Raw genomic sequence first — 13,283 nt, 5'->3', positions numbered from 1 at the left:
TGGGTAATGTAAGGGTTGATTGGTGATGAGGAGATAATTGGTGGATAGATAATTGGAGGCGTGGGGAAGGGGTGCATGGTTTTAGGAAATGGATGGATTCGGAATTTTGCTTATCTTGTGGTTCATAAATTCTAATTAATCGTATGAGGTCTTTGGTATTTCTCTTTTCCTTTTTGGTTTTTCTTGGTTTCAGGTATCCTGTTACTGCCCAAACCGAACCCCTCAAGGTCATTACCTACAATATCTGGAACGGGTTTGACTGGGGGAAGGACCAAGAGCGGGAAGCTGCCATGGTGCAATGGCTTCAAGAGCAAGATGCCGACGTAATAGGCTTTCAGGAGCTCAACGATTTCACCCCGGAAAAACTCCAGTCCCTTGCCCAAGAGTGGGGTCACCCCTACTCCATCTTGTTAAAAGAAGAGGGGTATCCAATAGGTATCACTTCAAAAACTCCCTTGGAAATGAAAACAAAAATGATTGGTGGCATGTGGCACGGTATGTTACACGCAAAGACCAGGGAGGTGGATTTTTTGGTGGTGCACCTGAGTCCCCAGGATTGGGAGTTTAGAAGGCGGGAGGCAAGGATCATTTGCGATTACCTGCAAGAAGCTATCCTCCTCCCCGGTCAGGAAAAGTACATGGTCTTAGGTGATTTCAACGCCCACAGTCCCTATGACGCTTCCTTTGATGCCAACAACCCACAGGCAAGGAGGCTGTCCATAGTGGCAGATAGTTTGAGTAAAGCCGAAAAGGGAGAGGAAGCTTTTATCAATTTGAGGAACAAAAGGATTGACTATTCGGCCATGTCCACCTTTTTATCCCTCCCACTTATTGACGTGGTGCAGATGAAAGTGGCGGAAACCAACCGGAAGAGCTTTCCGACCCCGCTTGCCACCCGGGACATGCCTGCATCTGAGGCGGCGATCTATCAGCAGCGATTGGACTATATCCTGGTCAGCCCTTATTTTGAGGACAGGTGCAGTTATGCGGAAATCATCAATTACGGGGAACCCGAAAAGTTATCGGATCATTTTCCGGTGATTGCGGCTTTTGATTTTTAATGAGGGATGGGTAATGGGTTTTTATGGGGAGTCTATACTTTCATTTTAAAAATTTCCTTCTTAAGCCCTTCTATACTTCTGCTCAGTGGACAAAAACATTCTCACCTCCAAGTTCTACTATCCCTAATTTCCTGCGGATGGGATAACTTTTCTCACAAAAATTAATCTCCAATCACCAGGTCCCTTCGAGCTCTCCGTGTCTCCTCTGTGCCCTTCGTGACAAAAACCTTGGAAGGATAGTCTCCGAAAGGTTTAAGACACTAAGCACACTAAGGAGGCACAAAGGTCACTAAGAAATTAATTAATAAAACCTCTGTGCCCTCTGTGTGTTCTTTGCGCCCTTCGTGACAAAAAACTTGGAAGGAAAGTCTCCGAAAGATTTGAGACACAAAGCACACAAAGGAGGCACAAAGTTCACTAAGAAAATAGTTAAAAAAACTCTGTGCCCTCTGTGTGTTCTTTGCGTCCTTCGTGACAAAACCCTTCCGAAGCCTGTCCTCTCTCCGCCCCTAAGTCTCTTTGTCTCTAAGTCACACTAAAGTCACTAAGACACTCCTTTGTGCCCTTCGTGACAAAAAACTTGGAAGGATAGTCTCCGAAAGGTTTAAGACACTAAGCACACTAAGGAGGCACAAAGGTCACTAAGAAAATAATTAATAAAACCTCTGTGCCCTCTGTTAAACAAATAAATCCATGATTATGCCCTCACCCCAACCCTCTCCCTCAAGGGAGAGGGAGCTTGTATGCGTAGGGAACGGTTTTTTTTCCAATTCGTGGTTAGCGAAACGGAAAAGCACCTAGACCCAGTTCCTACCCGGGAAACCCCACAGTAGCAGCCAAGCGTGGACAAAAATCAACGAGACCCTAAACCCCATTTCTCTCCGACTCCAAGTCCCTAAGTCTCTTCGTCTCTAAGTCTCTTCGTCTCTAAGTCTCTAAGTCACTTTGACTCGTCCCTTCGTCTCCAAGTCCTCTCACTCCACCATCACTTCCCAAAACCGGGTTTTCACATCTTTGCCCTTAGGGCCACTTACGGTTAGGCTGACGTTGTAATGGACGCCACTTTTTTCATAGCTATGGATTGGATTGGGTTCATCGGAGCTGTTCCCATCCCCAAACTCCCAATACCAGCTTTCCACCTCCCCTACGGAAGTATCTTGAAAGGCGACTGCTCTTTCCCTTCCTTCTAGGTATTGGAACTCAAAGTCGGCCCTAAGCTCTGGAAGCAAATGTGCCTCCAATGGCATCAGTTCAAAGGCACAAAGGTAAGAGGCATCCATAACCATGCGGGTGTCATGGCTGAGGTTATAATGACCATCCCTGTCTCCTCCGTCAAAATCCAAAATCGACCAGGACAAGCCAATAAAACTGCCCTCTCTCAATACCGTTTCCACTGCTTGATCCTGATGGAAGGGTGCATGGTCAAAGGGGGTAAGCCAACATTCCATTACCAGGTGCCCGCTTTCACCATGACTGAAATCATAGGAATAGGCAAAATTGGCGTGGGGGAAGGCTGCAATCCAGGGTTGTGCACCCCAAACCAGCACCTCTGCATTCCGGGTGGGCGGGGTGAAAATATGGTAATTTTGGGCATGATACCCGCTAAAGGTAAGGTGATTGTGAATATGTGCAGGGTGATCCCCCCATTTTCTGGCCTCGGGAATCAAGGGGTTATAAATAAATGGGCCACCCGAAAGGTTGCCATCCAACACCACTTCAAAAATATCACTGAGATACCCATTGGGGTTAAAGCGCTCAAAATCCCAGTAATCATCAAAGGCTTCATAGAGGATATAAATCCTATTAAGCCCTTTCACCCAGCCCACGGTGACCCTCACATCCAGGTCTTCCGGGTCAATGTCCGTCCCGTGCCCGTCTTCTGTGTCATTCAGCCAAGAAGTATCGTAGGTATAGGATTCGGGTACGATATCCCAATCCGATTTGTCCCCGTCAATACGTGGAATCTGGTCTTTGGGAAACTGAAAAACCCTAAACTGCTTACCTTCCCGTACTGTGGTGTACATATCCTGGGCGGAAATTGCCAAGGGCATGAAAAGGATTATTACCACAAAAAGGCTTGATTTCATATGTTTATAATTGTCTTTTCAGCGGTCATATAGCCTGCCCCTGCCTGCCCCGAACTTGTTTCGGGGAACTCGTTTCGGGGGAATCTCGCAGTCTATAATCATCCCAGTGTGACGTGCTCGTCATGCTCGATTTCATGTGTTTATATTTGGTTTTTAATGGTCACATAGCCTGCCCCGAACTCGTTTCGGGGGAATCTCGCAATCTTAATCATCCCTCCGTGCGTCGCTTGCGTCATGCCCTGACTGCCGTCAGGACAGGCTCGATTTCATCTGTTTATATTTGTTTTTCAATGGTCAGATGGAATGCCCTGGATAATCATCCCCATTTGTGAGAATTCTTTCTCATGGGCATTTCATGTGTTTAAATTTTCTTTTCAGCGGCCACATGGAATCTCGCAATTATAATCATGCCAGTTTGTGAGGTTCTCCTCATGCTCGATTTCATAAGGTTTCGATAAAATACAGCATACAATTTAGAGCAATTGCCTTTAACGGGCAAATCCCTTTCCTTCGAAAATTTAATTTATTTCCATTTTCCCGGAGTTGATCTTTCCCTTTATGGTGGTTTTAGACCCGTGGTTTACAAAAGCGTTGGAGGTATAGTTGGCATTTCCGATGGTAAGCATACCGCTACCCACCCTGAAATCAAAATTGTAATCCTCTAGAGCAGAATGGGTTTTTATCCTAAAAAGCCCAGAACTTCCCTCAAGTTGGGTGTCAGGACCAAAACCTACCTGATCTGCACTTAACAGCCCGGAACTTAAGGATAGGGAGCCAAGTTCATGCACCTTGGTTAGGGAAGCCTTCCCTGACCGGATGCTGCCATCTACCCTGCCATCCACATCTTCAATAGAGACACTTCCGCTGCTGCCATGAAAGTTGACATTACCTTGCACTTCGCTTACTTTCGCCAGTCCTGAGGAAATTTTGACATCCACATCACCCTCAATACTCCGGGCGGTGATTTTACCAGAAGAGCCCCTGATCGTGAGCAGATCGGATTCAATCCTGCTGATATCCATTTTTCCAGAACTTATCCCAAACGAGAGCCTGGGGGACTTTACGTTTTCCACCTCTATGGTACCAGAGGAATTTTTGATTTCCAAGTCCATATCCCTGGGCCCGGTAATATGCACATATCCTTTCCGGTTGGCCCAATTCCAAAAACTGAAACTGGTGCTTCCCTTGACTATAACTTCAAGTCTATTCCCGTTTTTGGTGATCCTTATTCCTTCCGAATCACCCTTACTTGATTCCAAATAGGCAAGCACGTGTACCCCATCCACATCCCCACCTTTGTAGCTTACCTCCAGGGATCCCCCCTGAACGTAAATTTCCCCAATACCATGGAATGTTTCTTCGGTATCCGTAATAGTTTCCTTGAAATCGATTTGGCAACCCCAAACAAATAATAGGCATAGGAGCCCGCAATTATTTATCAGCCTCATTACCCTCGTTTTTAGGAGTTGCTGACTTAAGTTCGTAATTGACCGACATTAAAGATAGGGTCTCGTGAGCCACCTTTACGTTATATTCATAAGCCAAACTCTTGTAGTTGACCAAGTCCACAATGGTACCAATAAAACAAAGCCCCAGTGTAAGCAAATACAAAATTCCCAACCCTATCTGCCCAAGGATAAACCGGTGTAGTCCCGCAAAGCCAAAAAAACCGATGAGACAGAGGACAAGAACCATCTGATTGTCCTTTCTTCTTGCTCTATACACTTGAGCAAAAAGCGTCGCCTGCTCTTCGTCCATGTTTTTCAAAATACCTTGGATATACCCCAATTCCATACCTTCCAATTCAGGAAGATGCTTTAATACGTTTGCCATAATGCTTTGTTCTTTTAATATTCAAAATAAGTTCAACGATTCTATGTCCTATTACCAAAAATGCAAATCCCCCCAAGGGATGCATGGCCCAACTGGCCCTAAACTCCCCTACCAACAACAATTTCATGGACCTACCTAATCCGCACCCGGGACACCAAGAGATGCCGAGCTGATCTAAGGGACAAATGGAAAAATGGGAAGCATCACTTCCTACATCTATCCCAGCTATTCCTAGCAAAGCCAAAATCCAAAACAGTAATTCAAATGGCAGTTTCATCTGTTTATAATTTTTTTTTCAGCGGTCAGATGGAATCTCGCTTTGATAATCATCCCTACGTGTGAGGTTCTCCTCATGCTCGATTTCATGTGTTTATATTTTCTTTTCAACGGTCACATGGAATCTCGCAACGATAATCATCCCGGTGTGTGACGTGCTCGTCATGCCCTGACTGCCGTCAGGACAGGCTCGATTTCATCTGTTTATAATTTGTTTTTCAGCGGTCAGATGGAATGCCCAGATTAATCATCCCCCTGTGTGAGAATTCTTTCTCATGGGCATTTCTCGTGGAAGTTAGGCGAAAGGGGTGCCAAAAGCAAAATAAGCATTAAAATCACGCTAACCTAGGTTTTGAACATAATAAAAACCCAAAACCGAACAGTTTTTGTCCGTTTATGTACAGGTTTCTATCTGGTTTGAGCAGGTACTTGAGGAAGGTTAAGAGAAAGCTCAACCCCAAACTGCTTTTTGCCTTCCACCTCAAAAAAATACCTTAACTGCTTGTAGGTTTTTGGGGATTGTCCCAGGTTAAAGCTGTTGGTCTGAAGAAGTAGGGACAGCACCGAAGAGGGGATATAAGGTCTTTTTTTAAGCCCCAGTGCGACGGCAGCTTGGGGACCAATAAAGTAAACCAGCACATCTTCCAAAAAAGGGACCACAACGGGATTATTTAGTTTCTCCGTAAAGTGACCCATTAAGCTATTTACCAGCAACTTACCAGCCTCACTACTTTTCATCTGCCTGTCCCTAATGGTTTTTTCAAGGAGGAAGGAGGACTTTGCATCATCCGGCCAATAATCCACCAGGATGCCCAAGCAGTAGCCTACCCTTTCCCAATAGGCCATAATAGCATCTACTTCCTCCCTTTTTACCGCTGCTCCCATCTTTCGCATACCCCTGATCACCAATAGGCTAAAAGCCAGGTTTGTCCCCAACATGTCTTCCTGGTTTACTGGCTTACCCCATGATGAATCCCAATTTGGATGAAAATGGTGGATAAAGTACCTGGAAAAGGCATGAATCAACCTTACCTTTGCCAGAGTCAAATAGACCTTGTTGTCCTCATAAAAGGCTCCTGGACGAAAAACTTCCATTAGAAATAAGCCCGTTTCTGCCAACCTCTTGCCAACATCATCTATAATCCTTTTTGAACTGGCCAACACCTGGGCACCATTGGCGAAGGCATAGGTATATGGAAGTGAATAAAAACTCAACATGGACAAATAAGCCACTCCATTTTTGGAGAAAAAATCCTGGGCCAGCTTAAGCTTAGGAACCTGCAAGGTAGAACCAATGGATTCGTAGAAGTCGAAAAAATTCCTTAGCGCAGCAGGAAACTCAACAGGCAGTTCTGAGGGAATACTCTCCCAACTGTTTATCTGCTCTACCCACTCCCTTTGGCCAACCAGGGCCTCCACGGCCTTGTCTGCCAAGGGATCCTGTCTTTCCCGCAGCAGATCCAGATTACTGTTAGTATATAAATTGATCTTATTCACGACAACAAAACTGAAATAAATTGCTAAAGTTCAAGAGTATTTACGAATTTTGTAATTACTGAACCAGCGAAAACCATAATGAAAAAAAACAAAAACACTCTTTTTTACTTCCTTTCCCTTTCGTTTTTTTGTTTGAGCCTCCCAGATCCCAGTTCCTTTTTGATGGCTCAGAGCACTTCGGATCTATACGCATTGGAAACTAAAAAAAATCTTTTTGGATTCAAGATTGACGAAAATTCCGCATCCCCGGTAACAGAAAGGGAGGGCTACGATAACCAACCCTATTTCATCAACAAAGATCAACTTGTTTTTGCTTCCGCAGACGAGGAGGGAAAAAGTGATATAATCATGTATAACTTCAGTACCGGAAAGTTTACCAATATGTCTCGCACCACGGAATCCAGTGAGTTTTCCCCTGCCCTGACGGACTGCGGTCAATATATTTCGGCTGTGAGGGTGGAAAAGGACGGGAATCAAAGACTGTGGCTTTACCCCATCAACATGGGGGAACCCGAGTTACTGTATGACGACATTGCTCCTGTAGCCTATTATGGCTGGCAGGGGGACAAGGCAGCCTTGGTGCTCCTGGAGGAGCCCACGCGCTTGGTATTTCCATACGAGAGAAACGACCTGCATGAAATCGCCAGAAACACCGGTAGGGCTGTACATGCCAGGCCAAAAAGTGATGCAGTCACCTACTTGGATAAATCCGGCAACACAGTGGTAGATGGCCGTGAAACCTATGAATTAAAGGCCTTTGACACCGAGGAAAGGACTGAAAGCAGTTTAGGACTAGCTCTGGGTGGAGCTGAGGATTTTATCTGGATAAGCAAAAACCAGATACTGATGGCTAGGGGTATGGAGCTATACCTAAGAAATGTAAAAAAAGGAATAAGGTGGGAAAAGATCGCCAGTTTGGAGGTCCCTGGCTACTCCCACATCAGCCGCCTGGCACTAAGTCCAAAGGGCAATAAGCTGGTGGTAGTGTTGGAAAAATAAACCATGATTCAGGGAGGGGTTTGCTTTTGGCCATTGCAAATGTTCTATGGGGGTTTCGTTTCAATTTGAGATTAGCCATAGAGGGTGTGGTTCATCCTCCATGGCCACCGGGGCACCCAAATACACCATGGAGGCTAAAAACCCAGGATCCTACTCAAAATGTAACCATCAAACCCAATCCAGCACTAGTCCCTCCAAATTGAATTTGCACTGGATGCATGGAATGACCACGAATACCCTCGTTATACATATCCACTGCGGCACGGGAGCGTTTGGAATAGGCTGTGAGCATGGGAATGGAGCCAATGATCACCCCTGCCCCTATCCCAGCCAGCAGCCAATTAGGGTCGCCCCCAGCAATCGCCGTGCCCACCGGCCAGCCAATCATAAATCCCCCTATGCCTCCGAGTACCTGAGCTACATCGTAATTGCTCTTCGCCGCCCGCATTTCCTCATAGGCCTTGGGATGGTCTTTCATTATCTCCAGCATATTCCTGGGTTGTAACCTTTGCCCTTCATAAAAAAAGTGTGATTTCCGAGATTCTATCTCCTGGGCCTGTGCCCATTTTGGGCTGCCCAAGGAAAAAAAGAAAACAAATAATGTACCTAGTAAATGCAATCTTGTCATATGTATTATTTAGTTTATATGTAAAAGCCACTATATATTAGTTTACCAAAAAATTTCGGGTCTATGCTATCCCCAAAACAAACCCTTGCACCTGTCTCTCCTTCCATTAATGCCCCTGCATGAATGGCCTATGATCTTTTAAAATACTCCTGTTTTTTGTCCTTTACCCCATTTGAATTCCTTAAAAATCTGCGGCAAATTAAAACGATTAAAACTCTATTTAAATAATTTTATTTATAAAATTTTATCGATTTATACCTATACCATATAAAGGTATATGATTATCAAAAATTAGGGTTTAAACCGACCAAATTTAGGATTGAAATAGAGGCTAATAATCAGCCGTTTACATCCTATTCCCATTTCAATAATTCTATCTTTCATATTTTACCATTACCCTTTTAAGGAATCAGATAAAAAACCTGCAACTGGCCCATCCAGTCCAAACGCCGATTTCCACCACCTCTGCCAAATGGGCTGTTGGAATCCGGTAAGTTTCCATTCCACTGATAATTAAAACCCATAAGCGTCCCAAGGGTGCTGTCAACCAACCAGGAACCATATTGCTTGCTGTATTGCACCCTCATGCCCAGGTCCACCCAGGGTTTGGCATATGGCAAATCATAAAAAGCAGCCCGATAAAAATCTCGGAATCTCTCCTGCCTTTCCAGTTGAATCCCCAATTTATCCAAGCCCTGCACCCATGCCAATTCCAAGACCTGTACGTCCGTGCCGCCACTTTGCCCTAAACCGAGCATCTGACCCCGGTGCCGGAAGCCCAAGGCCTGGTAATGCGAATGCCAACTACTGTAGTTTCCGGGAGGCTCCCCATAACGGATCAATTGGTTGATACTTTGGCTACCTTGGGCCATTTCCCCCCTCACCTGTATCCACCTGCCGTTTTTTCCGGTAGGAAAAAGCTTTTGAAATCCCAAAATATAGGCACGGGCATGTTCGGGATTCATCAGGAACTCCCTCCAGGTGAACGCATGATCTCTTCTACCGTATTCCATATACCATTCCATTTTTGCGGATTCAAATTGGTACCTGGCGTACACCGTGGCTTGTTGGTCCTGCCTTCTGGCATCATACCTCACACTATGGCCATCATCGAAAAACCGGGATTTCTGAAATGGCTCCAATACGGGTACCCAATCCCAGAAATCATGTACCCTGTCCTGCTCAAACTGTTGGAAGGTCCTGGATAAGCCTACGTGCAGCCCTTTTAACCACTTGGGAGAATAAATGATGTTGAACGCATTCAAGTAGCGCCAATCATCTGGAGGAGGGGTAAAGTGAAGGCGGTTCAAGTCATCATGCTGGGATGGGGGCATCCAGTTTCCCTCCAGCCTTCCCATTATAAACTGACCTTCAAAATCTCCCAAAAAGGTCCTAAGCGGTCTATGGGTGTTCAAGGTGAGGTGCATAAACCCAGGGGCATGGTGACTGAATGTCAATGCGTGAAACTGCCCCGGGCCCCACCAGAGGTTTTCTGTGGAAACCCCAAGTTCCAATGCTCCAAGCTGAAAGGCTAGCTTGGAGTTGCCCCAAGCCATATTCCTATGCCTGCCTGGGTACAGGCGCTCACCTGTATCGCCTTGCATCCACACCCGGAACCGTAATCCATCTAAATTGTCATTTATAGAGTTAAACCCATCATAGGGTGGGTTGGCTGAGAAGGAAAAAATGGGTTGGAAATAGGCATGTATCCAGGAGTTCCGGAATTCCACCCCAGCCATAGCCATGTACTGTCCCCCAGCAGCAGGTAACAACAGGTAGGGGTCTGGACCTATAGGCCTTCCCGAAGCATGTTTAGCAAGTAAACGTACAGGTAGCAGGACTACGTTTTGCTTCTTTTCTGCGAGGGAGGTTTTTGGCACAGAGTCGGAATAAAAAGCTTCCCATGAGCCAGGAAACAAACCTGCCCCAGCCCAATTTACTTTTAACGGCCTTTGAAGAAAGGAACTTTCCAACTCCTTTTCCCCTGTCAACTGTGCCCTTCGCATGGCTTCCTCTAATAAGGGCTGCCCTGCCACAATTGTCTGTGCAATAAGGAATTGGTGATGCCACCCTAATCCAAATGCATAAATTAATAGACAAAATGCATTTTTCACTATTTAAATCTAATAATAAGTCCACTAACTTACAATCAAGGGACTTAACTTTATTATAGATAATGAGAATAAAGGAATTAAGGGCTTAAAGTAATGTGTTAGCTATTTATACTGGATGCTGATGAAGGTTACTTAAGAGAGCTGCAGCAGCTTTCCTTCCGGCAGCCATGGCTCCGTTTATGGAGGCATTGAGTAAATGGTCCCCCGCAAGGAACAGGTGGTCGTTCCATTGCTGGTGATGTGCAGGGAGTACATATTTAATGTTGTTCAAAACGGGCAGTGCCTTATCTACTTGTATGGTTTCTATATGCTTAAAATGCTCTGCCAGAATCCCGGATAAGGTCTCTAACTCCAAGGCCACTTGGCTAACCAAGTTGGTTTCGTTGGAAACGTCTTTGATAATAGAAACCGACAACAAGGCCCTTCCGTCCTTTGCATATTCTTTACTGACATCGGTCAAAAACAGCAAGTTGTTAATGAGGTACTTTTCGTCTGGCACCAAACCTATCATGGGTCTGGCCATAAAAGATTTCTGCAGGGTAAAGTACATATTGGTTACCTTCCTGTAGGTAACGGGAGCCCCGGTATAGTTTGGGAGAATGCCGTGAGGGGGCACTGTCAGGATAATTTCGTCAGCGGTAAGCGTATCCCCGGACTCCAGACGTATGACGTTTTTTTCAATGCTTGTAACCTTTGTGTTTAAACGGAAAGTGGTTTGCGTAAGGTTTGCGGCCAATTGTTTAGGAATTTGTCCCATTCCGTTTTCAGGAATTGCAGCATGTCCTGTGGCAAACATTTTAAAGACAAATTCGAACATCCTGGAGGAAGTCTCCAAATAGGGCTCCAGGAAAATCCCCTTGAAAAAAGGCTTGAAAAAGTACTTTATGATCTTATCCGAAAAACCCCTAATCTTCAAATATTGAAGGGTGGTGATTTCCGGCTCCAAAAAGATAGCTTCGAGTTGTTTCTCTTTAAGTTCCTTTGTCAATGTGAACATTCGGTACTTATCGAAGATGGTGCCTACCTTTGAGAAAGCCATATTCAGCAATTTGAAAGGATTTCTCAGCGGGTCGTAAATGGCAAAGGTATCTCCTGGCTTAAAAACCACGGCACCGGGTTGGAATTTTCTTAGCCTAAGTGTCTCATAGTTCAAGTAGAGCTGGGCTTCAGGATAGGAAGTAAGTAATACCTGAAAGCCAACGTCTAACAAATAAGCATCTTTTGTCAAGGTACGAATCCTACCGCCAATATGGTCTGAGGCCTCCAAAATTACAGGGGAGTATCCGGCTTTCTCTAGCTCTATGGCAGCTACTAGGCCTGATACGCCTGCACCAACGATATAAATCCTCCGCTCCGTCATAGGTTTCTCGTTAAGACTCCGAAATGTTTTTCCTTCTCCTGAATTTCGATGACTTGGATGCTTTTTTATCTGTTTCGCTTACTTCACCTGCCGGACTCTGCCTTTGAGGAAGTGGCTTTTGGGACTTTTCTTTGGGAGGGAATGGTTCTTTTTCTTTTGACTGCTTATTTCTGTAAGCCTTTCCCTTATCTTTTCCGCCAAAACCTTTTCTCTTTCCACTTTTCCCAGCATCCCTGTTTTCTTTAGGTCCGTGTTTATCAAGGCTTGGCCCATCCCCTAGGTCATCGGGCAAAGGCAAACGCTCAATTTCCATCCCTATCAACCGTTCAATGTTATGGTATTTGTGCCTGTCCTTTTCATTTACCAGAGTGATTGCCTTCCCTTGCTTTTCGGCTCTGGCCGTACGTCCTACACGGTGTACATAATCTTCGGGGTCGTTGGGCGTATCGAAATTGACCACCATCTCTATGTCCTCTACATCTATCCCCCGGCTCAAAATATCCGTAGCCACCAAAATCTTGACTTTTTTGCTTTTAAATGCGGACATGATTTTTTCCCGCTCTGCCTGATCCAGGTCGGCGTGAAATGCCTCCACGTCAAAGCTCTTTTTCAAGGTCTTGAATAGGGATTTAACCTTATCCTTGGTGGAGCAGAAAACGATCACCGCATCAAAGGCCCCTTGTTTCAATATATGCAGGATCAGGGGTTCTTTCTGAGCGTCATAGGCTGCATAAACGTACTGAGAAACTCCTTTGGCAGTTTTGCCCAAAGCTATTGAGATCTCTTCAGGATCGCTCAGCAGGCGTTGGGAAAAACGTCTGATCTTGGGAGGCATGGTAGCTGAGAATAGCAAAGTCTGCCGTTTTTTTGGAAGATAATTCACTATGGTAAGGATATCGTCTGAAAACCCCATATCCATCATCCTGTCAGCCTCGTCCAAAATCAAATACCGCATGGTATCAAATTTTATTTTTCCTCCTTGTAGTAATGCTATAAGCCGTCCAGGAGTAGCTACTACAATCTCTGCCCCCATTTCCAATGCCTTTTTTTGTTGTTCCCAGGTATTTCCATCGCCACCACCATAAACGGCAATGGAACTGATGCCCAGAAAATAGGCCAGACCTTGTATTTGTTGGTCAATTTGTATGGCAAGTTCCCTTGTGGGTGCCAGGATAAGGGCATTGACCCCGGCTTGGGGGTTGGAAACAATATGGTGAAGAATTGGAAGTATAAAAGCAGCAGTCTTTCCAGTGCCGGTTTGGGCAGTGGCAATAAGGTCCTTGCCGTTAAGGACCACGGGTATAGCCTGCTCTTGGATGGGGGTTGGTTTCTCATATCCCATGGCATCCAAGCCATCCTGCAAGTCACTTACGAAATCAAATGTTCTAAAACTCAAAATTTACTCATTTAGGTGTATAAATATGCCCA

11 protein-coding genes are annotated in these 13,283 nt (G+C 45.2%); 2 read left to right on the top strand and 9 right to left on the bottom strand.

What is annotated here, in order from left to right; translation table 11 throughout:
* Positions 1-143 precede the first annotated feature (143 nt).
* On the top strand, positions 144-1,061 hold the full coding sequence (locus DB520_RS25245; RefSeq protein WP_114752566.1) for an endonuclease/exonuclease/phosphatase family protein: 918 nt from the start codon (positions 144-146) through the stop codon (positions 1,059-1,061).
* Between the two features lie 974 nt (positions 1,062-2,035).
* Here the strand turns inward: DB520_RS25245 and DB520_RS25240 are convergent.
* The 5 genes from DB520_RS25240 to DB520_RS25220 all read right to left on the bottom strand — a co-directional run bounded on the left by DB520_RS25240 (position 2,036) and on the right by DB520_RS25220 (position 6,754).
* Complete coding sequence (locus DB520_RS25240; protein WP_232835151.1) at positions 2,036-3,148, bottom strand: PKD domain-containing protein; 1,113 nt, start codon at positions 3,146-3,148, stop codon at positions 2,036-2,038.
* Positions 3,149-3,666: 518 nt separating this feature from the next.
* Entirely contained in the window at positions 3,667-4,596 is a 930-nt protein-coding gene (locus tag DB520_RS25235; protein WP_114752565.1) for a DUF4097 family beta strand repeat-containing protein, read from the bottom strand.
* Entirely contained in the window at positions 4,580-4,981 is a 402-nt protein-coding gene (locus tag DB520_RS25230; protein ID WP_114752564.1) for a TM2 domain-containing protein, read from the bottom strand. The genes DB520_RS25235 and DB520_RS25230 overlap by 17 nt, the downstream gene beginning before the upstream one ends.
* Positions 4,953-5,258, bottom strand: a complete 306-nt coding sequence (locus DB520_RS25225) for a DUF2752 domain-containing protein (RefSeq protein ID WP_114752563.1) — start codon at positions 5,256-5,258, stop codon at positions 4,953-4,955. The genes DB520_RS25230 and DB520_RS25225 overlap by 29 nt, the downstream gene beginning before the upstream one ends.
* Positions 5,259-5,665: 407 nt before the next feature.
* The gene (locus DB520_RS25220) at positions 5,666-6,754 is read right to left on the bottom strand and encodes an oxygenase MpaB family protein (RefSeq protein ID WP_114752562.1); all 1,089 of its coding nucleotides are present in this window, start codon (positions 6,752-6,754) and stop codon (positions 5,666-5,668) included.
* Between the two features lie 78 nt (positions 6,755-6,832).
* On the opposite strand from DB520_RS25220, the gene DB520_RS25215 reads away from it, so the two are divergent.
* Entirely contained in the window at positions 6,833-7,753 is a 921-nt protein-coding gene (locus DB520_RS25215) for a TolB-like translocation protein (protein ID WP_232835150.1), read from the top strand.
* Positions 7,754-7,907: 154 nt separating this feature from the next.
* On the opposite strand, the gene DB520_RS25210 is transcribed toward DB520_RS25215, so the two are convergent.
* From DB520_RS25210 to DB520_RS25195, 4 genes are all read right to left on the bottom strand, one after another.
* Positions 7,908-8,381 carry a hypothetical protein gene (locus DB520_RS25210; RefSeq protein WP_114752561.1) on the bottom strand — a complete coding sequence of 158 codons (474 nt, stop codon included), beginning with the start codon at positions 8,379-8,381 and terminating at the stop codon, positions 7,908-7,910.
* A 401-nt stretch (positions 8,382-8,782) separates the two neighbouring features.
* A complete protein-coding gene (locus DB520_RS25205; protein ID WP_114752560.1) occupies positions 8,783-10,495 on the bottom strand; it encodes a capsule assembly Wzi family protein in 1,713 nt (570 codons plus the stop codon).
* Between the two features lie 106 nt (positions 10,496-10,601).
* The gene (locus tag DB520_RS25200) at positions 10,602-11,855 is read right to left on the bottom strand and encodes a protoporphyrinogen/coproporphyrinogen oxidase (protein WP_114752559.1); all 1,254 of its coding nucleotides are present in this window, start codon (positions 11,853-11,855) and stop codon (positions 10,602-10,604) included.
* A 10-nt stretch (positions 11,856-11,865) separates the two neighbouring features.
* Complete coding sequence (locus DB520_RS25195) at positions 11,866-13,251, bottom strand: DEAD/DEAH box helicase (RefSeq protein ID WP_114752558.1); 1,386 nt, start codon at positions 13,249-13,251, stop codon at positions 11,866-11,868.
* Positions 13,252-13,283 lie beyond the last annotated feature (32 nt).

This window comes from Pleomorphovibrio marinus (assembly GCF_003347495.1).
GTDB lineage: Bacteria > Bacteroidota > Bacteroidia > Cytophagales > Cyclobacteriaceae > Pleomorphovibrio > Pleomorphovibrio marinus.
This window is presented reverse-complemented; position numbering and strand designations above follow the sequence as displayed.